Annotated in this window: 16 protein-coding genes and 2 pseudogenes; 5 read left to right on the top strand and 13 right to left on the bottom strand. The window is 45.7% G+C overall.

Annotated features, from left to right (window positions below):
- Nucleotides 1-50 precede the first annotated feature (50 nt).
- The 5 genes from ABHN01_RS08360 to ABHN01_RS08340 all read right to left on the bottom strand — a co-directional run bounded on the left by ABHN01_RS08360 (nucleotide 51) and on the right by ABHN01_RS08340 (nucleotide 7,389).
- The gene (locus tag ABHN01_RS08360; RefSeq protein ID WP_429875135.1) at nucleotides 51-2,558 is read right to left on the bottom strand and encodes a PIG-L family deacetylase; all 2,508 of its coding nucleotides are present in this window, start codon (nucleotides 2,556-2,558) and stop codon (nucleotides 51-53) included.
- A gap of 16 nt (nucleotides 2,559-2,574) precedes the next feature.
- Complete coding sequence (locus ABHN01_RS08355; RefSeq protein ID WP_429875134.1) at nucleotides 2,575-3,783, bottom strand: ROK family transcriptional regulator; 1,209 nt, start codon at nucleotides 3,781-3,783, stop codon at nucleotides 2,575-2,577.
- A 311-nt stretch (nucleotides 3,784-4,094) separates the two neighbouring features.
- On the bottom strand, nucleotides 4,095-5,099 hold the full coding sequence (pdxA, locus tag ABHN01_RS08350) for a 4-hydroxythreonine-4-phosphate dehydrogenase PdxA (protein ID WP_429875133.1): 1,005 nt from the start codon (nucleotides 5,097-5,099) through the stop codon (nucleotides 4,095-4,097).
- Nucleotides 5,086-6,384, bottom strand: coding sequence for a four-carbon acid sugar kinase family protein (locus ABHN01_RS08345; RefSeq protein ID WP_429875132.1), 1,299 nt, complete (start codon nucleotides 6,382-6,384; stop codon nucleotides 5,086-5,088). Before ABHN01_RS08345 ends, pdxA begins: the two co-directional genes overlap by 14 nt.
- A 30-nt stretch (nucleotides 6,385-6,414) precedes the next feature.
- A complete protein-coding gene (locus ABHN01_RS08340) occupies nucleotides 6,415-7,389 on the bottom strand; it encodes a 2-keto-3-deoxygluconate permease (RefSeq protein WP_429875131.1) in 975 nt (324 codons plus the stop codon).
- A 214-nt stretch (nucleotides 7,390-7,603) separates the two neighbouring features.
- Between ABHN01_RS08340 and ABHN01_RS08335 the strand changes: the two are divergent.
- Both ABHN01_RS08335 and ABHN01_RS08330 read left to right on the top strand, forming a co-directional pair.
- Nucleotides 7,604-8,093 (top strand): annotated as a pseudogene (locus ABHN01_RS08335) (transposase); the annotation flags it as partial.
- A gap of 312 nt (nucleotides 8,094-8,405) precedes the next feature.
- The gene (locus ABHN01_RS08330; protein WP_429875130.1) at nucleotides 8,406-8,900 is read left to right on the top strand and encodes a DinB family protein; all 495 of its coding nucleotides are present in this window, start codon (nucleotides 8,406-8,408) and stop codon (nucleotides 8,898-8,900) included.
- 147 nt (nucleotides 8,901-9,047) lie between these two features.
- Here ABHN01_RS08330 and ABHN01_RS08325 read toward each other — a convergent pair whose 3' ends face one another.
- A complete protein-coding gene (locus ABHN01_RS08325; protein ID WP_429875129.1) occupies nucleotides 9,048-10,745 on the bottom strand; it encodes a PrpR N-terminal domain-containing protein in 1,698 nt (565 codons plus the stop codon).
- 85 nt (nucleotides 10,746-10,830) lie between these two features.
- Entirely contained in the window at nucleotides 10,831-11,175 is a 345-nt protein-coding gene (locus tag ABHN01_RS08320) for a winged helix-turn-helix transcriptional regulator (protein WP_429875128.1), read from the bottom strand.
- Between the two features lie 328 nt (nucleotides 11,176-11,503).
- On the opposite strand from ABHN01_RS08320, the gene ABHN01_RS08315 reads away from it, so the two are divergent.
- Nucleotides 11,504-12,718 carry an MFS transporter gene (locus ABHN01_RS08315; RefSeq protein WP_429875127.1) on the top strand — a complete coding sequence of 405 codons (1,215 nt, stop codon included), beginning with the start codon at nucleotides 11,504-11,506 and terminating at the stop codon, nucleotides 12,716-12,718.
- Between the two features lie 55 nt (nucleotides 12,719-12,773).
- Here ABHN01_RS08315 and ABHN01_RS08310 read toward each other — a convergent pair whose 3' ends face one another.
- From ABHN01_RS08310 to ABHN01_RS08300, 3 genes are all read right to left on the bottom strand, one after another.
- Nucleotides 12,774-13,703, bottom strand: a complete 930-nt coding sequence (locus ABHN01_RS08310; RefSeq protein ID WP_429875126.1) for a pseudouridine-5'-phosphate glycosidase — start codon at nucleotides 13,701-13,703, stop codon at nucleotides 12,774-12,776.
- Nucleotides 13,688-14,791 carry a carbohydrate kinase gene (locus tag ABHN01_RS08305; protein ID WP_429875125.1) on the bottom strand — a complete coding sequence of 368 codons (1,104 nt, stop codon included), beginning with the start codon at nucleotides 14,789-14,791 and terminating at the stop codon, nucleotides 13,688-13,690. The genes ABHN01_RS08310 and ABHN01_RS08305 overlap by 16 nt, the downstream gene beginning before the upstream one ends.
- A 108-nt stretch (nucleotides 14,792-14,899) precedes the next feature.
- Nucleotides 14,900-15,391: a sigma factor gene (locus tag ABHN01_RS08300; protein ID WP_429875124.1), complete on the bottom strand. Its 492-nt coding sequence runs from the start codon at nucleotides 15,389-15,391 to the stop codon at nucleotides 14,900-14,902.
- Nucleotides 15,392-15,582: 191 nt separating this feature from the next.
- On the opposite strand from ABHN01_RS08300, the pseudogene ABHN01_RS08295 reads away from it, so the two are divergent.
- Both ABHN01_RS08295 and ABHN01_RS08290 read left to right on the top strand, forming a co-directional pair.
- Nucleotides 15,583-15,723 (top strand): annotated as a pseudogene (locus ABHN01_RS08295) (DUF2922 domain-containing protein); the annotation flags it as partial.
- A gap of 78 nt (nucleotides 15,724-15,801) precedes the next feature.
- A complete protein-coding gene (locus tag ABHN01_RS08290; protein WP_290397821.1) occupies nucleotides 15,802-15,939 on the top strand; it encodes a YvrJ family protein in 138 nt (45 codons plus the stop codon).
- Nucleotides 15,940-16,005: 66 nt separating this feature from the next.
- On the opposite strand, the gene ABHN01_RS08285 is transcribed toward ABHN01_RS08290, so the two are convergent.
- The 3 genes from ABHN01_RS08285 to manA are packed head-to-tail and all read right to left on the bottom strand — an operon-like array spanning nucleotide 16,006 to nucleotide 18,075.
- Entirely contained in the window at nucleotides 16,006-16,209 is a 204-nt protein-coding gene (locus ABHN01_RS08285) for a hypothetical protein (protein ID WP_429875123.1), read from the bottom strand.
- Nucleotides 16,187-17,062: an ROK family protein gene (locus tag ABHN01_RS08280; protein ID WP_429875122.1), complete on the bottom strand. Its 876-nt coding sequence runs from the start codon at nucleotides 17,060-17,062 to the stop codon at nucleotides 16,187-16,189. Before ABHN01_RS08280 ends, ABHN01_RS08285 begins: the two co-directional genes overlap by 23 nt.
- A gap of 59 nt (nucleotides 17,063-17,121) precedes the next feature.
- Nucleotides 17,122-18,075 (bottom strand): mannose-6-phosphate isomerase, class I, encoded by a 954-nt coding sequence (gene manA, locus ABHN01_RS08275; RefSeq protein ID WP_429875121.1) that lies wholly within the window; start codon nucleotides 18,073-18,075, stop codon nucleotides 17,122-17,124.
- Nucleotides 18,076-18,315: the final 240 nt, after the last annotated feature.

Below are 18,315 nucleotides of genomic sequence, written 5' to 3'. Positions count from 1 at the left end.
TAAAATTAGAGTGAACAGGAGAGAATGAATCCCTCCTATCCACAGTTGATTTACTGCTCTCTTGAATAATCGATCAGGTTGGTGAACAACCGGTAACCGCCTGGGACATTGTTTTGAATTTGACGGTACCATACAAGATTGGTATATAAATAGCTGCCTTTTCCATAGTTCGCCATTAAAATGCCTCCATTAAACGGTGCCTCATTCGGATCCGCCATGCTTACAAATGTCTCGAACTGATCAGACCACTCGCTTGGATAATAGAGGCCCCGTTCTTGAATCCAGCCCTGCCAATCTTTATCCGTGATCTTGTTTGGCGTGTTGAACAGTGGATGTGCAGGCTTCAGCATCGTTACCTTTGCATTTTCATCCGTCACCCTCCACCTTATGGACGGGCTGCCGATCACGAGTTTATATGGAGCGGTTATTTCTGCATCCCATTTGTCTTCAGGCTTATGGTATTGGACAACGAGATGACCCCCATTTTTCACGAAATCCAGCAGCCTGCTGTTATTCTTCAGCAGGTCCTCACGGGAAAGGTAGGCACGGATGCCGATCACAATCGTATCGAACTGGGAGAGATCCATAGCTTCTAATTGCCCCTTATCCAATGAGACAACATTCATGCCCACAGCTCTGAGCTGGGATGACACATTATCAAATCCGCTCTCTACATATCCAATCCTTTTTGACGCGTCGAACTGAAGAGGAAAAGCAGCAGCTTTTGTTCCTGCATCATACAAGTAATAGAAGTTGCCGATATGCGGATAAGAAATATTTTGGACGGACGTGCCCAGTGTTTTGCCATTGACCGTCGCATCAGGCTTAAGGCGATAGCTTCCTTCCTTCACCTGAGCCGGCAATTGGACGGTAAACACGGCCGTTTTGACCTCGCCATGCTTATTGAAGGAAACCTTTTGGCCGTCATTGGCCACTTTCCAGCCATCAGGAACCTTCAAATGCAGGACTGCCTGTTCCTTTCCAGCTGTGTGGTTTTTCGCTTCCATTTTTACTTGAATGGATTTTTTTAAATCGGCAGTGTTAACAACCAGGCTTTCAGGATCACTTTTCACCGAAACGTCAGGCAAAACAGCTGCTGTTTGTTCGGGTTCCACACTTTTTTCCGCCTTTGTTCCATGCACCTTGTAGGTGACACTTGAAGTGATCACTGACGGTTCATAAGGCTGATAGTAAGAGGCATTCTTAGCTGCATTTATACTGAAAGCAAATGTTTTTGCCTCACCTGGTTTTAACTCCGCTCGATGCAGATGCTCCGAAACCTTCCATGTTTTTGGAATATGAAGGGCGGCTTTTACCGATCGAAGGATCTGTTTTCCATTATTTTTTACCGTTACTTTTACTTTTGCAGAGCCTCCCTGTACAAGAACAGGATGGTCAATCACGGTTTTGACGGTCACCTGAGAAGCTTCAGCCGCCAAATTCATCAGCTGGCTTTCCTTAATATCCAGGCGGAAGAGGAGATCATCTTTCGCTTCCCTTGAGAGCGAACTGCGCTTCACACGTTCTTCGAGCTGTCGGGTATGCTTGATCGCAGGATAAACATCCTCTGCAATTGCTTTTCGGTCGGGGTACAGCTCCACCAGATCGTCATAGTCGGATTGGAGATCCTTCAGCTTCTTTTTAACCCCTTTGTCTTTTACTGTACCGGCATACTCCCTTAAATCGTAAGGCAGATGATCAAAAAGGGACTGCTCCGTACCCGGGGCTCCCAGTCTGGAGTTTTCCAGCTTGAGATGAATCATTCTTGGCTCCGCAGGAATGTCACGGCCCATCCCCTGGCTCTTATGGAGAAAGCGTGATTCTTCCCCGATTTGCGGATACGTTTTACCGTAAACATCATCCATCATTCCGATTTGGAAAGAAGTCGTCGCACCTTTTTCATCAGAAGGCAGGTAAAGCTTTTTGAGCCCCCAAGGCTTCAGTCCTTCCTTGATCTGATCGGGGAACACTTTTGGATCCGCCGCATCCTTATAAGCTTTGAGTGTCAAGTAGTTCATCGTACGGTGATGCCCATGCTCTGTATCAACGTCAAGGAACGAAGGCATGATGATGTCCGGACGGTATGTACGAATCAATCGGATGACCCGCTCATAAGCTGTCTGCTCTCCCCATTTGGAGAGCGTTTCTTCTTTGGATTTTGAAAATCCGAAATCATAAATCTCATCGCTCGGCTTACGGCTGAGGTGATAGACCTTTACACCAGTCACCTTTGAAGCCTCGATCAGCTCCCTTGTACGGATAATGCCGAGAGCATCCCCCAGCTCGTTTCCGATTTCGTTCTGCCCTCCTTCTCCCCGATTGGCAATGAGGCTCGCGGTCCGGACTCCTTTTCCACGTGACAGGTAAGCGAGCAGATCACTTCGCTCATCATCCGGGTGAGCACCTGTATTCAAAAAACTGACGATCGTATCGAGCGGCTTTACCGCACTCCAGAGGTCTTTTGGTTTTTCCTCGGCTGATTCTCCCTGGGCATTGGCGGGAACCATCAATACGGACGTCATCAGGACAGACATGACAATGGCAATGATACGTTTCATGAACCCATCTCCTTTTTCACATCTCTTTTAAAACACTTTCCGTTTCCCGGAGCACAAGAGATACGGCACCGACAACCCCAAGATCTTCTCCAAACGCCGTTGTTTTAACAGGGGCCGATACCGATGCAAAATCTTGGATGATGTTCTGAATCCTTGGCATAAACCAATCCGCACTCTTTGAAATGCCACCTCCTAAAAGGACAATTTCAGGATTTATAATTGAAATCACGTTAGCTACTGCAAAGCCAATATGATCAATTACCTCGTTTATCACTTGCAATGCATCAGGGTCGCCTTGCCTGGCTTTCTGAAAAACATCCCTGGCTGTAAAATCTCGTGGAAATGAATGATCAGCCGGTCTCCCTTTCAGTTCATGCTGCATGCTCTGGACAATACCTGGGCCTCCTGTAAACCGCTCTAAAAAGCCATAGCCCTCATGCGGAGGAGGCAGATTTGCTCCCTTCGCTTTTGCTGCATCGGTGACCATATAGCCGATCTCACCTGCCGCCCATGTTGCGCCCCGGTAAAGCTGCCCGTTGATGATGATGCCGCAGCCCACTCCTGTTCCGATGGCGATCAGGACGACATTGCTCAACCCTTTTGCTGCCCCGAGCCATTGTTCACCGATCGCAGCGACGTTCACATCGTTATCAACCAGCACGGGCCATGGAAACAGCGCTTGGGCTTCTTTTCTCAAAGGATAATTCGACCAGCCGAGACTTGGCGCGTCAATAACAATTCCTCTATCCACATCAGTCATTCCTGGAGCACCGATCCCCATTCCAAGGATTTCTCCGTTCGTCATACCTTGTTTTTCTAAAAGCATTTCCACCCGCTCTTTAATCGCGTGTAAAAAACTCGAGTGAATATGGTTTTGTGTTGAAAACTCATCAACGTCCAGCAAGTTTCCATCAAGATCACTGATCCCTATCCTTACTTTTGTCCCACCAATATCCACACCGATCACGTAAGCAGCCCGGCAGTTAAATACAAGCTGAATGGGTTTTCTACCGCCTAAGCTCTTTGAAACACCTATACCGCTCTCTTTAATCCATTTTTCATTAAGCAATTCTTCCACGATTGCAGATACAGTAGGCTTGGAAAGCTGCAGCCTCTCAGCAATTTCAGTACGCGAGAGCGGTCCATCTCCTTTTATACAATGGAGGATGTTCCGTTTGTTCTTTTCTTTAATAAACGCGGTACCGCCCTTGTGTATAAATTTCATCATTTGTCTCCTTCATTAAAGTTTGACCATGACAGGTGACTTCTGCTTTTCAGATTAAAAATAATGGTGAGATATGAAATGGAAAGGATCTGGGTGAGTGGCTGGAGGATCATTGCAGGGTTGGTTAGTAAAGGTTCCTAACTTTCTTATTCATTTTAAAAATTAAAGTCTGAAAATTCAATATATAGTTAATCAATTTCCCAAAATGAGGAAATAGTAGCGGGAGGACCGGAGGATTCTTTCGAATCAATGAGAAAGGAATTGGGTTTTTTGCACTAAAAAAAGAGAAAAGGGAAAAAGCCCTTCTCTCTTTATCTTTTTGGCGCCAGCTCCACCGCCTGACGGAGCGCTTCGGTCATACTTTTTTCATCGGCCAGCCCTTTGCCGGCAATATCGAATGCCGTTCCGTGATCTACGCTCGTGCGTATGATCGGCAGCCCGACGGTGATGTTTACGCCTGCGTCCAGTCCAAGGACTTTGACGGGTCCGTGGCCCTGATCATGGTACATGGCAACGACAATGTCAAAATCCCCGCGGACCGTGCGGAAAAACAGGGTATCGGCAGGAAGCGGCCCTACTGCATTAACGCCTTCTTCCAGTGCTTTTTTCACTCCAGGAATGACTTTCTCTTCTTCTTCGCCATATCCGAACAGTCCGTTTTCTCCGGCATGCGGATTAATACCGCAGACCGCAATCTTCGGAGATTCAATCCCTGATTTTTTCAGCGTTTCATGCGCTAATTTAATCACTCGGTAGACCCGTTCAGGGTTAATTATTTTTACAGCGTCTATGATGCCGACATGGGTCGTGACATGGATTACTTTTAAATTCGGAGCGGAAAGCATCATCGAAAACTCTTTGGTGCCTGTCAACTCGGCCAATATTTCAGTGTGTCCCGGATACTTATGGCCTCCTTTGTGCAGTGCCTCCTTGTTCAATGGGGCTGTGCATATCGCATCGATCTTACCTTTATTCGCAAGGTCGATCGCCTTGCTTAAATATTCAAAAGCGGCATGTCCTGCAAGGGAAGAGACCTGTCCGACCGGGAGATCCGCAGGCAGCAGATCCAAATTCAGAGTGTAAACCGTACCATACTCGAAGTTAAGATGTTCAATCTCCTCTTCTGTAATATTTCGAATCGCAAGGCCGCTGTCCACGAAGCCTTTGGCCCGCTCCAAAATTTTGCTGTCGCCGATCACGAAAGGGCGGCATAGATCGTATATTTCCCGGTTCTCTAGACTTTTTAAGATGATTTCAGGACCTACACCTGCTGCATCTCCCATTGTAATACCGATGATACTTTTATTTTGATTCATGTTGTAACACCTCTCCTGTCATATGGTTCAACGCATGGACTAAAGAATCTTCATTGCCGAATCCCCCGGCCTTAGTTACCGCCCAAAACATGCGTTTTTTATCGCTTAGGATCCCCAGGGGAAGACCCGGCTCCAGCTCAGACCACAGTTCCATTTGTGCCATTCCGGCTTCTAAACATACTGCCTTTGCGGTGTCTCCACCAGTAAGCACCAACCCTGAGATATCAGGAAACCGGTCAAGCAAAGACCGGGCTATGATTCCAAGTTCCTTTGATATCCTTTCACCGATCTGATTCTTATGCAGGCCTAATTCACCGCCAAGCATCCGGGCAGCTTCCCGGTTTTCATGTGAACCATCCACATAGAGGACGAAATGGCGCATACCCGGGACCTGTTTTATGCTTTGAATCAGATTTTGCAGATCATAGGTCTTTTTCATTAAATCTGCTGGCTGCATTTCAATCATGAAGGAATCCGGCATTGTACTCACCTTTTCCAGCTGAACTTTCGTCGTCATGGATAAGCTGGCTGACACAGTAAGGGTTCGGCTTATCTCTGCCTTTGCCTTTTTCTCTCGCTTTGGCACTTCAAGCTTCAGGGCAGCCGGCAAGTACTCGATGAGACCTGCTGATCCCGCCCATAGAAGTTTTTTATGGAGAGAGGCAAAAATTTGAGCTGCTTTTTCCAGATGCTCTTCCTTCTCTGCATCACAAACAAACCACGTTTTCCCTTCATCCATCTCATCAAGCACGTTTGCTAAAACTTCTTTCGTTGAACGGGACAGCAATCCGCTGTCGATTGTGCCGATTTTATGTCCGGCGTACTTCCTCAATAGCGCCGGGATGCTGCTTTCTGTAACGGGCGTTTTTGGATCTTGTCCAAACTCCGTCTGCTCAACAAGTCTGCCGCGAACATATTGGCATCCATTGATCGTTTGCCTCTCCAATTTGGGGTAGGCTGCCGAAATGACAACAATCTCTGGTTGAACCGCGTCACACACAGCGGCCAGTTCGGCACCTATATTTCCACGGAGGGTGGAATCCATTTTCTTATACACATGGACGTCATGCAGGTTCTTCACATGCAATGAAGCCTCATAAACACGATGATACGCTTCTTCTTCGGTTAAAGCCCTGCTGTCAGTATCATAAATGGCTACATCCGTCTCACCATCAGGCTTTGTGTTGTTTTCCAGCCATACGGTCGATCGGAATCCCTGCTTCGATAGTTGTACGCCTGAGTCATTGGCTCCTGTCAGGTCATCTGCCAGTATAAATAATTGCATTGAAGAAAAACTCCTTTAAATTAAAACCGTTTAGTGTGTAAGATTCACATCTGTTGCCGTTTTCTTTGTTCGTTTTGCCAGCCATGCGGTTAAGATCGGTGTCAAAATTGCAGTTACGACAACCGCTGCTGTCACTTGAAGGGTCGCGACCGCAGCTATTTCCTTGTACCCTGTATACACCGCAGCAACCGCCAAAGGAACCGCAGAAGCGTTACCTGCTGTAGACGCAGCTGCTACACCAGCCACACCATCTCCCCCTGTAATCCGGTCGGCCAGGAATAGTACAATTCCAGTAATCACGACAACACCAAGACCAAGAATGATTCCTGAAGCTCCTGCCTGCACCACTTTGGTCAAATCAATTCCCGCTCCAAGAGCGAGTGCAAACAATGGGATGATTACGTCAGAAGCCTTACTCAAGAATGCTCTCATGTCTTCATCAAGGTTACCGAGAATCATACCCAGGATCAAAGGCAGAATCGCAAATACAAAGGCCAATAAAGGAAAACTTGCAAGACCTGCTACACCAAGAATGAGCATGGTGAAAAACGGACCTGATTCCAACGACATAATCGAATAAGCGGCAACGTCTTCATTCCGTTTGCCTAACTGCCCCATCAGCGCCATATATAATCCGCCGTTTGTATCGGAAAAAGCGGCTACAATGGCCAGTGCGGATAATCCTAGGAATAAATGGTTTTGATCTGGAGCGATGGCTTTTATGAGAAGGGCAACAATAAGTGCTGTCCCAATTTTACCAACCCATAAGGAAACGCCCTTTTTTAAGATATACCCGGTTGCTTCAAATCTGATGGTTGATCCGAGACAAACATAGAATGCCGCCAATAAAGCGGACGTACCTGTTAAAAGCCCGCCGGTAAAAGAGCTTTTAAACTCTGGCAGTTCAAACAAATCTGGAAAAAAAGTTTTAATCAGCGCCCCGATCAACAAAGGAACCAACATCATTCCGCCGGGAACACGCTCTATCGTTTTTTTAATTTTCATTTTATTACCCCGCCTTTTGCAATGTGTTTAATTTTTAAACATAAACCCTTACAGAAAACGTTTTCAATTATGATAGTACACCTTATTGTTTTAAATTTGCAATGGAAATGTTTTCATTCGTGCGAAAACGTTTAATTTTTAAACAATTATTTGTTAAAGAATAATGTTGTTATTTGATTTGCCCGAACATTTTACCGAGAGCGAGTGAGTTTTAATGGCGTTAGCGGACATAATTAACCAAATTAGAAATCTTAGCCGAAGAGACCAGCAGCGATAGAAGGAGTTCTTCACAAACTCATTAGGGAGTTCGGGAGAAACAGAGTCTGTATTCACTGATGTTATCAGAACAGAAACACAAAGACGGCTACACCTGCACCTATTGTCAATCCACTAATGTCATTCGGTTCGGTAAATATCAGGTAAAAACTATGATCAATACCATTGAACGTCAAAGATGCCGCTGCAAAGAGTGCGGAAAAACATTCACAGATATGACGAACACTCGTCTTCACAGAACTCATATGCCTGGTATATGGCTTCAGTTCATCGAATGTATGATTGAAGGGTTTTCCCTTCGGAAATCAGCTAAACTCAATGGTGCTCATTATGTGACGCTTTTTTATTGGAGGCATAAAATTCTAACTGCATTGAAACAGATGGATTTTGAACTTTTCGAAGGCATAGTAGAAATGGATGAAACCTATAAATGTTGTAGCGGCTAAATATCTAGACCATTATTTCAGCTGGTTCCAATTCTTAGACACCATCAAACATATAAAAGATAACTTTACGATAACCAAAATGGTTTTAGACAGTCAGTTAACACAACTTATGATAAACTAGGTTTATCAGAATTTTCCGAATAAAAGAACGTTCATTGTTCCGTTAAAGGGCCAGTTTAATTGAACAAGGAATTGGCATGACACCTTAATTAGTGAGCTATCTACAACACGCCGCAAATGAATTTTGACCAAAGGGATTATCTATTAAAGGGATTAAATTGGAGGGAATAGAAAATGGATGTAAAGACACTTTTGTTACAACAATGGGCAAGCTGCTTAGATGAAGAAGACTGGTTTCCACCACTTGAAAAAGTGCTAGAGGATATCACTTTTGAACAGGCAATTTGGAAACCAGCTGATGGGGCAATGAATTCCATTTGGGAATTAGTTTGTCATTTACTTTTCTATGAAAAGAGATTTCTGATGCGATTTCTTGGTGAAACAGCGAATGAACCACAGGCAGAAAATAATGAATCTACATTTCGATTACCAACTGAGACGTTAGAAAATTGGAAGGAAACAAAACAAGAATACTTTTATGTTCATCGTGAACTTGGAAAAATACTAGCAAAATCAGAACATGAAGATTTGTATAGACAGATCCCAGGAGAAGATAATTCATTAGTGCTTGAACTGAAGAGTTTAGCGATGCACGACGCATATCATATTGGGCAAATTGTATTCCTTAGTAAAATGCAAGGAGCTTGGGCGGGAAGACGGAGCTTTTAAAAAAGCTTCATCAGCTTTACAGTTATTCCATTATAGGGGGCTTTAATGGAATAAGAACGGGAACGTCCAAATCGGACGTTCCCATATTTTATGCCTGAAAAACAACAAACTACTTAACAAAGCCTTAAACAAAAAAAGAAGCTGAACTTAACTTTTCAGCTTCCTCCATAGGGTGGCACGGGTAATTCCTAGCCTTTTTGCCGCTCTTGTCTGATTAAAATCTTCTTCCTCGAGCACGACACGTATTATTTTTTCCTCAATCTCGTTTAATGTCCCTTTCAATACTTGATTCATACCTTGTTTGTTCTGATTCGTTGAATTCAACAGCTGCTGAATTCTTTTTTTCTCAAGAATATATCCCTTCTCCAACAGTACGGCATCTTTTATCAGGGCTTTTAGTTCCGCCACGTTTCCCGGCCAAGGATAGTGCTGCAATTCCTCAATGGCATCCTCTTTAATACGAACAGCGGATGTTCCAAGCTGTTGATGATAAAGCGCCATAAAATAAGTGGTGAGCTCCTGAAGATCTTCCTTGCGGTCTCGGAGTGCGGGCATTCTGATCCTCGTTACGTTTTCATGATAACTGAGTCTTCTCAAGGTTTCTTGTTCAGATGGAGAGCATGAAGCGATCACCGTCAGCCCCTGTTCCTTCAGCTGAAAAAGTTCCTGTATAAAGATATCTTCATGCTGTCCTTCCAGCAAGTGAAGCGAATGGACATAAACGGTGGAGATGCTTTCATTGATATCTTCGATCGGGAGTTCAATCAGATCAGCGGCTGATATGGAAGCCAACAGCGAACGATTTTCTCCATTTTCATAATGAAAGTACTTGGCCAGCAATCTCTTCCCCGTCCCTTCTTCCCCTATCAAAAGGATTGGACTTCCTGAAGGGGCTGAAAGCAGTAAAGATAAACACCCTGCCATCGCTTGACTTTGATTAATAAGGAAAGGCCGCTGTGTAATGGCTTCGATTTCAAGGCTCGATCGCTCGTTTAAGGTAACACTCTCCAAAAAGCACACCAAGTAGTTTATCTCCATGATGTTTCTCATATTTATCGTTATTTTAAACTGCTCTTCGCCGTTTTGCATCACCCGATGATACGTTTTGTTTTGAGTGTATTGCTGCAGACGCAGATCTTCCAGCTGTTGATCTGACAACGGCCTTTTTGAAAAAACAGCCCAGTTTTCGTAAACGACTGAACCGTTTTCCGTAAAGACGAGCATGTCGGGCTGTGCAAGTTTCAAAATTTCCCGCTGAAGAGTGGATTCAAGCGATTTCTTTTCCACTAGTTTATATACAGAAACCGCACGTTGGAATGAATCCAATATGGCTTCTTTTCCTGACTGAATCAGTATGCCGTTCAAACCGTTATTTGAAGCCGCATTAACCGTCACCACATCCCCCATGATGAGCTCATATCCCTCTTTTTTGAGCTGCTGAACGAGAGGAACGGTTTCCTGTTCTTCCTCAATCGTAAATACTTCCATTGAAATATCCAATAAATCGGTAATCGCCTGGGCTCCCATCGTAATATTAGAGAAGCCGACAATCGCTTTTTTGCCGTTAAAATCATTGGCGAGCGTGAGAACTCTCAGCATGTCGTAGCCGGAAACATGAACATCAACAACCGGGATATTAACTTCTTCTTCAATTATTTTTGCAGTGCCTCCCCGGCTGATGATCACATCGAACCCTTGCCTTTCAGCTTCTTTCGCGACCGCAGCCCCTTCCTGAAGATTGCCGATTTGAATATGTACATCTAACTCGTCCTGCTCTTGCTTGCATTCCTCAATTAAATTCTTCATCGTGGCATACGGAGCCACAAACAAGGCTTTTATTTTCATATCCGATTACACCCGCAGTATTTTGGTGCCAGACACCGGGATTACACATGTGTGTAATTCGGGTGCCTGGCACCATTATTGTTAACTATCCTTCAACTAATACTAGAGATTTGTCCTCGTAATTGCGTTCGATGTGTTTCTCGCCCCATTCACAAAGGGAATCGAGAATCTCCTTCAGGGACCAGCCGTAATCAGTAAGGAAGTATTCCACTTTTGGAGGGATCTGCTGGTAGATCATTCGTTCGATGACGCCGTCGGCTTCAAGCTCGCGAAGCTGCTGCGTCAGCATCTTTTGTGTGATTCCAGGCATGGAACGTTTCAGTTCACTCGTTCTTTTTGTGCCTTTTGTAAGGTGGCAAAGAATAACGACCTTCCATTTGCCGCCGATGACTTCCAACGCCGCCTCAACCGGAATGTTATATTTCTTCATTCTCGTCTTTCCTCCTTTAATAGTTACTTTTTTATACTATGGATCAAAACAAACCCTATAAGTAATAATCAACCGTATAAGACTTCCCGTATCATACCACAGGTTCACTTCTGTTTCAATACTTCCTGTATAGGCACCTTTAAGTACCTATGGCACCCTCGGGTTCCTACCGCACCAAGAGGTGGCTGCGGTACTTGAAAGTGCGTACTTCTCAATGCTTCCGCTAGGCTCCATAATAACCCTAGTCAGCCGCACAGCATCTTTGGCGCGCCTGTGCGCTGAATTTGCTGACAGCACTCATTTCTATCAAGTTGAAGGGGGATTTATTATGGTTTCAAATACTGTTTCACATAAAACACAGCCATCAGAGAAAAAAGGAACATTCGCGCTTCTCGCACTCGCGATCAGCGCGTTCGGAATTGGAACAACAGAGTTTGTCCCAGTTGGACTGCTTTCATCTTTGGCTGATGACTTAAATGTATCCATTACACTAGCCGGTATGCTTATTTCCGGTTACGCACTCGGTGTTGCATTCGGTGCTCCGATTCTTACGGCAGCTACAAGCCGTTTAAATAGGAAGACACTCTTGCTTCTTCTTATGCTCGTATTTATCGTTGGAAACACGGCGGCATCGTTAAGCCACAGCTTTGCATTATTGCTGGTCGCTCGTGTCATTACCGCTTTTTCACACGGCGTGTTCTTTTCCATCGGATCCACCATCGCCGCCGATCTTGTCCCTCAGGATAAACGCGCGAGTGCGATCGCGATCATGTTTACCGGTCTGACCGTAGCGACCGTAACCGGTGTTCCGCTCGGGACGTTTATCGGCCAGACATTCGGCTGGAGAGCAACTTTCGCTGCCGTTGCCTTGCTTGGGGTCATCGCCTTTATCGCTAGTCTGTTTTTGATTCCTAATCATTTAAAAAGTGCATCAAAAGCTTCATTCAGCGACCAGTTTAAACTGATCACCAACGGAAGGCTTCTGCTCGCGTTTGCCATTACAGCGCTTGGTTATGGCGGAACATTCGTAGCCTTTACGTTTTTGGCGCCTATTTTAGAAAAAATTACAGGCTACCATCCTAAAACCGTAGGCATCATTCTGCTCGTCTATGGTTTGGCGATCGCGATGGGAAATACGATTGGCGGAAAAGCAGCCAACAAGAACCCCATCCGTGCCTTGTTATGGATGTTTATTATTCAAGCCATCGTTTTGTTCGTCCTTTCCTTTACTGCTCCTCTAAAAGTAATGGGAACAGTAACGATCGTCATTATGGGTCTGTTTGCATTTATGAATGTTCCTGGCTTGCAGGTCTATGTCGTTCAGCTCGCTGAAAAATATGTTCCATCCGCTGTCGATGTAGCTTCTGCCATCAACATTGCAGCGTTTAACGTAGGTATCGCCATCGGTGCCTATGTCGGCGGGCTTGTTGTGGATTCCATCGGCTTGATTCATACGCCATGGGTTGGCGGACTGATGGTCGTTGGAGCCGTGCTCCTGACTGCTTGGAGCGGTACGCTCGAACGAAGAACTTCAAATCAATAAGAAAAAGAGGAGTGCTCAGCTGCACTCCTCTTTTTTTACGTTCAAAGACAAAGAATTAAACCAGCTGCTCGCTTTTCTGTCCTGCATACGCCACGGCAATCTTGGCCGCTACTTCTGCATTATGTTTAACGAGTGCGATGTTGGTCTCGAGGCTTTTTCCTTCGGTCAGCTGTTTTATGCTGTCCAACAGAAACGGCGTTACATTTTTACCTGTGATTTTCAGTTCATCTGCCTTTTGAAGCGCTTCCAAAATAACAGATTCAATTTGATCATGATACATTGCGTGGGCAGCCGGCACTGGATTGGAGATGACAATTCCGCCGTTCAGCTTCAGGTCCCACTTCGTCTTCAGCACTTTTCCGACTTCCTCCGGCTCATCCAAGCGAAAATCGACGCCAAAGCCGCTCTCTCTTGAATAAAAGGAAGGAAATTCCTCCGTTTTAAAGCCGACAACCGGCACCCCTTTTGTTTCAAGGTATTCCAATGTTCTTCCGATGTCCAGGATCGATTTTACCCCGGCACAGATCACGCCGACGTTCGTATGTGAAAGCTCTGTCAAATCCGCAGAGATATCCATGGTGGTTTCTGCTCCGCGGTGCACGCCGCCGATTCCACCCGTTGCAAAAATGCGGATGCCTGCTAAATCTGCCGCGATCATCGTAGCTGCGACTGTCGTTGCCCCCATCTTTCCGGAGGACAGGATATACGGAAAATCTCTTCGGCTTACTTTTTCCACCTGCTCGTTCGTTGCAAACTCTTCAAGCTCTTCGTCGTTCAGCCCAATTTTTATTTTTCCATTCATTATGCCGATCGTAGCAGGCACAGCCCCATTGTTTCTGATGATCTGCTCTACTTCTCTCGCCATCTGTACGTTTTGCGGATATGGCATGCCATGTGAGATGATCGTCGTTTCAAGAGCAACAACAGGCTTGCCCATCTCCAATGCTTTTTTCACTTCTTCTGTATAGGTCAGATACTGATGCATTCGGTTTCCTCCACGAGTTGTGTAATGGTTTCTTCTGTCAGATGCGGGTATACGGACATGCCGGTCTGCAAGGTTAATGAAGCCAGTGCCAGACCGTAGCGGCACGCTTTGACAAAACCTTCGTTCTGAAAAAGGCCGAACAGATACCCAGCTGCAAATGCGTCTCCTGCCCCCGTCACATCCACTGTATTCACGGGGAAGGCCGGAAGATGAAGAGATTCATTTTCTGAAGCAGCATACACTCCCTCGCTTCCAAGGGTGATGATGACATTTTTCACACCACGCTCCTGAATGGACTTACTTGCTTTTTTGCAGTCATCCATGCTTTCGATTTTCATGCCGGCAATCATTTCGGCTTCTTCCTTATTTGGCAGGATACTGTGAATGCCATCCAGCGATTTCATCAGCTTTTTGGCCTTAAGGTTCGATACTGGATCAACCATGACAGGTATCCCCTCCAGTTTGCAGCGCTCTGTAATATAGAACAGTGTTTTTTCCGGCAGGTTCGTATCCAGAACGACCATGCTGGAAAGCGCGATATGGGGCCACTTTTCCATGATAAACGGTACTGTCATCTGTTCATAAATGTTCATGTCTGCAAGCGCAACGGCCAGATCCCCGTTTTTTCCCAGGAGTGCCGTATAGGTCCCGGTGGATTGCCCGCTGTCCCGTTGCACCTGGCTGATATTCACCCCATGTTTCCCTGTGTTTTTAAGAACCCAGTCACCTTCCTTGTCGTGGCCGACATAGCTTATGAGACTGACATTGCACCCAAGCCTTCCGAGATTCTCACTGATATTGCGGACGACGCCTCCGCACGTCTCCGTGATGGAAACGGGATTTGATGTTTCGTACTGAATGGACTCCTTGCATAAAGCTTTTCGGTCTAGATGAGCCCCGCCAATACAGGTTATCCCTCTAAGCTCTGGCAAAATATAAGCCCGGCCCTTAATTCTTCCGCTCTTCAACAAGCTGGATATATAACCCGCTACAGCTGAGCGGGACAGGCTGAGTTCATCAGCGATCTCCTGCTGGCTGATAAATGGATTTCTCTGAATAATGCTGATGATTTGAGACTCTTTCGTCATTGAAACACCTTCCTTTTTATCCATAATCTTCTAAATTGCCAACTTTAGTTTATCTCTCAAACAAAAGTTTGTCCATGATTTTATCTGAAAGTTTAGAAAAAAGGGAAGTTAGGAAGTCTTTTCTGTGTGTCTTCTAAGCTTCACCAGAGCCTGCTTTCTCCAAGATTTTACCGCGTGAATGCTGACTCCCTCTTCCTCTGCGATCTCTGTCTCTTTCATTTGGCGGAAAATTTTTTTCACGACCCATTTTCGCTGGTTCAGCGTTAGCCCAGAAAGATAGAACTCCAACATTTCATTTTCAAGAGGAAGAACACCGCCTTCAAAGTGGATCGTTTCTGTCAGCCCGAGACAAAATTCTGCATGAACGGCTTTATATTGAGCTTCCTTTTTTAATTGATCCAGCATTTTTCCTCTCACCGTTCGATAGGCGAATGGCCCGAACTCTCCCTTCCTGCTGTCAAACCTCTTGTAAGCCTCCCAAAGCCCAATGAGTCCTACTTGGTAATACTCATCATAATGCCGGGTAATACCCAGCGAATCAATCTGTGATTTGATTAATGGTTCGAATTGAGCGGCCAAACGGTCAAAATTGAATTCCACCTGTTTCATCCTTAAGAAAGACACGTGCCTTACGTTTTATTCCGCCGGTAATCTAAAGATAATGCTCCGTTTTCAGGCTGTCATTTGATCAAAAGTGCAAAACGGAACAGGAAATATGGTGAAAATGACGTTTTGAATGAAGGTAACGGGGGTTTTCGAAAGGCCTTTATGAGGGGGATAGCCCGAAAGAACCTGTGGATTCCGCCGCTGTTAAAGCTGCTATGGATACGGTGATCGCACAGAACATCTTCATTTCAAACGGCGGTGATTTTGTCAAAAAGAAAGGCGCCCGCATCACAGAACGCACCTCAAGTGATATCGTGCTTCCATAACGCAACAGTTGAAGGATGGAATAAACCCCAATCGGCCGTCATGCCGGTTGGGGTATCTTGCTGAAAGGAGGTAAAAACATGGAAACATGGCTCTCCTTTGTAAGCGATGTGGGCTTTCCAGTGATGGTGACGCTGTATCTTCTGCACAGGATCGAAGGCAAGCTTGATACACTGAGCCAATCCATCATGTCCCTGGCCGAACGGGTGCAAAGATAGCAAAAAAAGCCTGTCATTCTCATCTTGGCTGAGAGACAGGCTTTTAATCATTGATTATTTTTCATATCAATAAGCGTCTTGGCTGTGGCCTTTTTCTTCTGCTTTACGCGGTGCATCCTCTACTCCTTCTGCACCCATCGGCTCCCTGCTGGAGGTGTTTTCCGCATTGGCTTTCTTGAGCCCTTCCTCTACCCTTCTTCCATAATCCTCATCTGCCAAATTCTTAAGAGAAGCGGGCTTGCCGTATTTAATGCTGCAGGTTTTTTGCAAGGGCAATCGCGCCGCAAAGCCCGGCATTATCGCCAAGACCTGGAGGGACGATATAGTCTTGAATGGTTTCCTCGGTAAGCAGCGGATGCTGTACATAGCTGTTGAGCGTCTCAAGCACCTTTTTGCGGACGAGCGGGAAAAGCTGCTGCTGCTTCATCACACCTCCGCCGAGAACCATTTTTTTCGGGGAAAGAATGAGAATATAGTTTACAAGAGCCTGGGCAAGGTAATGGGCCTCAAACTCCCAAACCTTTTCGTTTCCTGCAAGTTCGATCCCCTTCTGGCCCCATCGTTTCTCAACAGCCGGGCCTGCTGCCATTCCTTCCAAACAATCTTTATGGTACGGGCAGCTTCCTTCAAAATGATCTTCGGGATGGCGCCTCACTAGGATGTGCCCCATCTCAGGGTGCGTAAGACCGTGAAGCAGCCTGCTCTCCGTGATTGCACCTACCCCAATGCCTGTCCCAACAGTCATGTAGATGCATGAGTCCAATCCCTTTGCTGCCCCCCACTCCAATTCGCCAAGCGCGGCAGCGTTTACATCAGTATCAAACGCAACAGGAACATGGATATGTTTCTGAATTTCCCCGACCAGGTTGTACTGTGCCCAATGAGGCTTTGGCGTGCTTGTAATGTAGCCATATGTACCGCTGTTCTTATCAAGGTCGACAGGCCCAAAAGAGCCGATCCCCATCGCACCGATCTCTTGATCGCGGAAAAATTCAATAACCTGGCTGATCGTTTCCTCCGGAGTGGTCGTCGGTATGCTGATCCGTTCAAACACCTCTCCGTTTTCATCGCCGATCCCGCAAATAAACTTCGTGCCTCCCGCTTCTATCGCTCCAAGTTTCATATCTTTTCCTCCCCGAGCTTTTATTTGTGCCATTTTATTGGTGCCTGGCAACTGTTTTTTTAACTGCTGTGAGATGCAATAAACGTTGCGTTTCCTTTAAGAGAGAATTTCTTCACAGTAGAAGGCACGATGAAATGGTCACCCTTCTTAAAGGAAGACGTGCCGTTTTGCGTCTCGATCTCTCCTTCCCCATCGAGAACACTGACTAGCATGTACATTGGGTTTTCTAGATTCGAAGAGGTGCCGTCCAGTTCCCAATGGTAAACGGTAAAATAAGATTCTTTAATCAATTTTTTCACCATCAAATCACCCTGTTTATCTTCAACAGGCTGAAAGTGGGCGTCCACATGCGGAATCATCGCTACTTCAATCGATTGTTTAATATGAAGATCTCTCGTGTTGCCTTGATCGTCTTTTCGGTCGTAATCATACACTCTGTAGGTAACGTCAGAGCTCTGCTGGGTTTCAAGAATCATCGTCCCTGCCCCGATCGCATGGATCGTGCCGTTCGGAACATATACGAAGTCACCCGGTTCTATTTTCTTTTTACGAAGAAGCTTGTCCCACTGCCCGTCGTCGACCATCGATTGAAACTCGTCCTTGGATTTTGCATGATGGCCGTAAACGAGCTCGGATCCTTCCTCACAATCTATAATATACCAGCATTCGGTCTTTCCGAACGCCTCATGTTCCACTCGCTGTGCATATTCATCATCCGGATGCACTTGAACAGAAAGATCTGTTTTAGCATCCAAAATTTTAACGAGCAAAGGAAAGTCGTCGCCTTCCTGGCCGGCAAACAGACCCCTGTGCTTTTGCCACGCTTCGTTCAGGGTCATACCTTTTAGCGGGCCATTCAATATTTTGCTCGGACCGTTGGGATGGGCTGAAATCCCCCAGCATTCTCCCGTTGTTTCAGACGGAATCTGATAGCCGAACGTTTCTCTCAGCTTCGTTCCTCCCCATATCCGGTCTTTAAACACCGGCTGCAAAAAAATCGGTTCCGCGTACATACCAACATCCCCTCATAGTTTCATCCAATACAATAGATACAGCTTCTATTTTACCTTATTGAGGAGGGATAGTGAAACGTAGAGCGCGGGGATTTTCGATGGAAAATAAACACACTTTTTCTTAGTATTGAAAGAATGCATGAATCGAGCGGTGCCTGCGGACAATGTGCAGGCGCTGTTTCGTGGTTTTGGGTTTCCTTCTTTCCTTCGCCGGTGCTATTTTCTCGCTGCTATCACTCG

The organism is Fictibacillus sp. NRS-1165 (genome assembly GCF_050468105.1).
In the GTDB taxonomy this organism is placed as follows: Bacteria; Bacillota; Bacilli; order Bacillales; family Fictibacillaceae; genus Fictibacillus_C; species Fictibacillus_C terrinigri.
The sequence above is the reverse complement of the archived record's forward strand: the minus strand, read 5'-3'. Positions and strand labels throughout refer to the sequence as shown.

Bases quoted from the DNA above. Each gene is read 5' to 3' on its own strand.
- ABHN01_RS08360 (WP_429875135.1), bottom strand. From the start codon at position 2,558: ATGAAACGTATCATTGCCATTGTCATGTCTGTCCTGATGACGTCCGTA.
- ABHN01_RS08355 (WP_429875134.1), bottom strand. From the start codon at position 3,783: ATGAAATTTATACACAAGGGCGGTACCGCGTTTATTAAAGAAAAGAAC.
- pdxA (WP_429875133.1), bottom strand. From the start codon at position 5,099: ATGAATCAAAATAAAAGTATCATCGGTATTACAATGGGAGATGCAGCA.
- ABHN01_RS08345 (WP_429875132.1), bottom strand. From the start codon at position 6,384: ATGCAATTATTTATACTGGCAGATGACCTGACAGGAGCCAATGACTCA.
- ABHN01_RS08340 (WP_429875131.1), bottom strand. From the start codon at position 7,389: ATGAAAATTAAAAAAACGATAGAGCGTGTTCCCGGCGGAATGATGTTG.
- ABHN01_RS08330 (WP_429875130.1), top strand. From the start codon at position 8,406: ATGGATGTAAAGACACTTTTGTTACAACAATGGGCAAGCTGCTTAGAT.
- ABHN01_RS08325 (WP_429875129.1), bottom strand. From the start codon at position 10,745: ATGAAAATAAAAGCCTTGTTTGTGGCTCCGTATGCCACGATGAAGAAT.
- ABHN01_RS08320 (WP_429875128.1), bottom strand. From the start codon at position 11,175: ATGAAGAAATATAACATTCCGGTTGAGGCGGCGTTGGAAGTCATCGGC.
- ABHN01_RS08315 (WP_429875127.1), top strand. From the start codon at position 11,504: ATGGTTTCAAATACTGTTTCACATAAAACACAGCCATCAGAGAAAAAA.
- ABHN01_RS08310 (WP_429875126.1), bottom strand. From the start codon at position 13,703: ATGCATCAGTATCTGACCTATACAGAAGAAGTGAAAAAAGCATTGGAG.
- ABHN01_RS08305 (WP_429875125.1), bottom strand. From the start codon at position 14,791: ATGACGAAAGAGTCTCAAATCATCAGCATTATTCAGAGAAATCCATTT.
- ABHN01_RS08290 (WP_290397821.1), top strand. From the start codon at position 15,802: ATGGAAACATGGCTCTCCTTTGTAAGCGATGTGGGCTTTCCAGTGATG.
- ABHN01_RS08280 (WP_429875122.1), bottom strand. From the start codon at position 17,062: ATGAAACTTGGAGCGATAGAAGCGGGAGGCACGAAGTTTATTTGCGGG.
- manA (WP_429875121.1), bottom strand. From the start codon at position 18,075: ATGTACGCGGAACCGATTTTTTTGCAGCCGGTGTTTAAAGACCGGATA.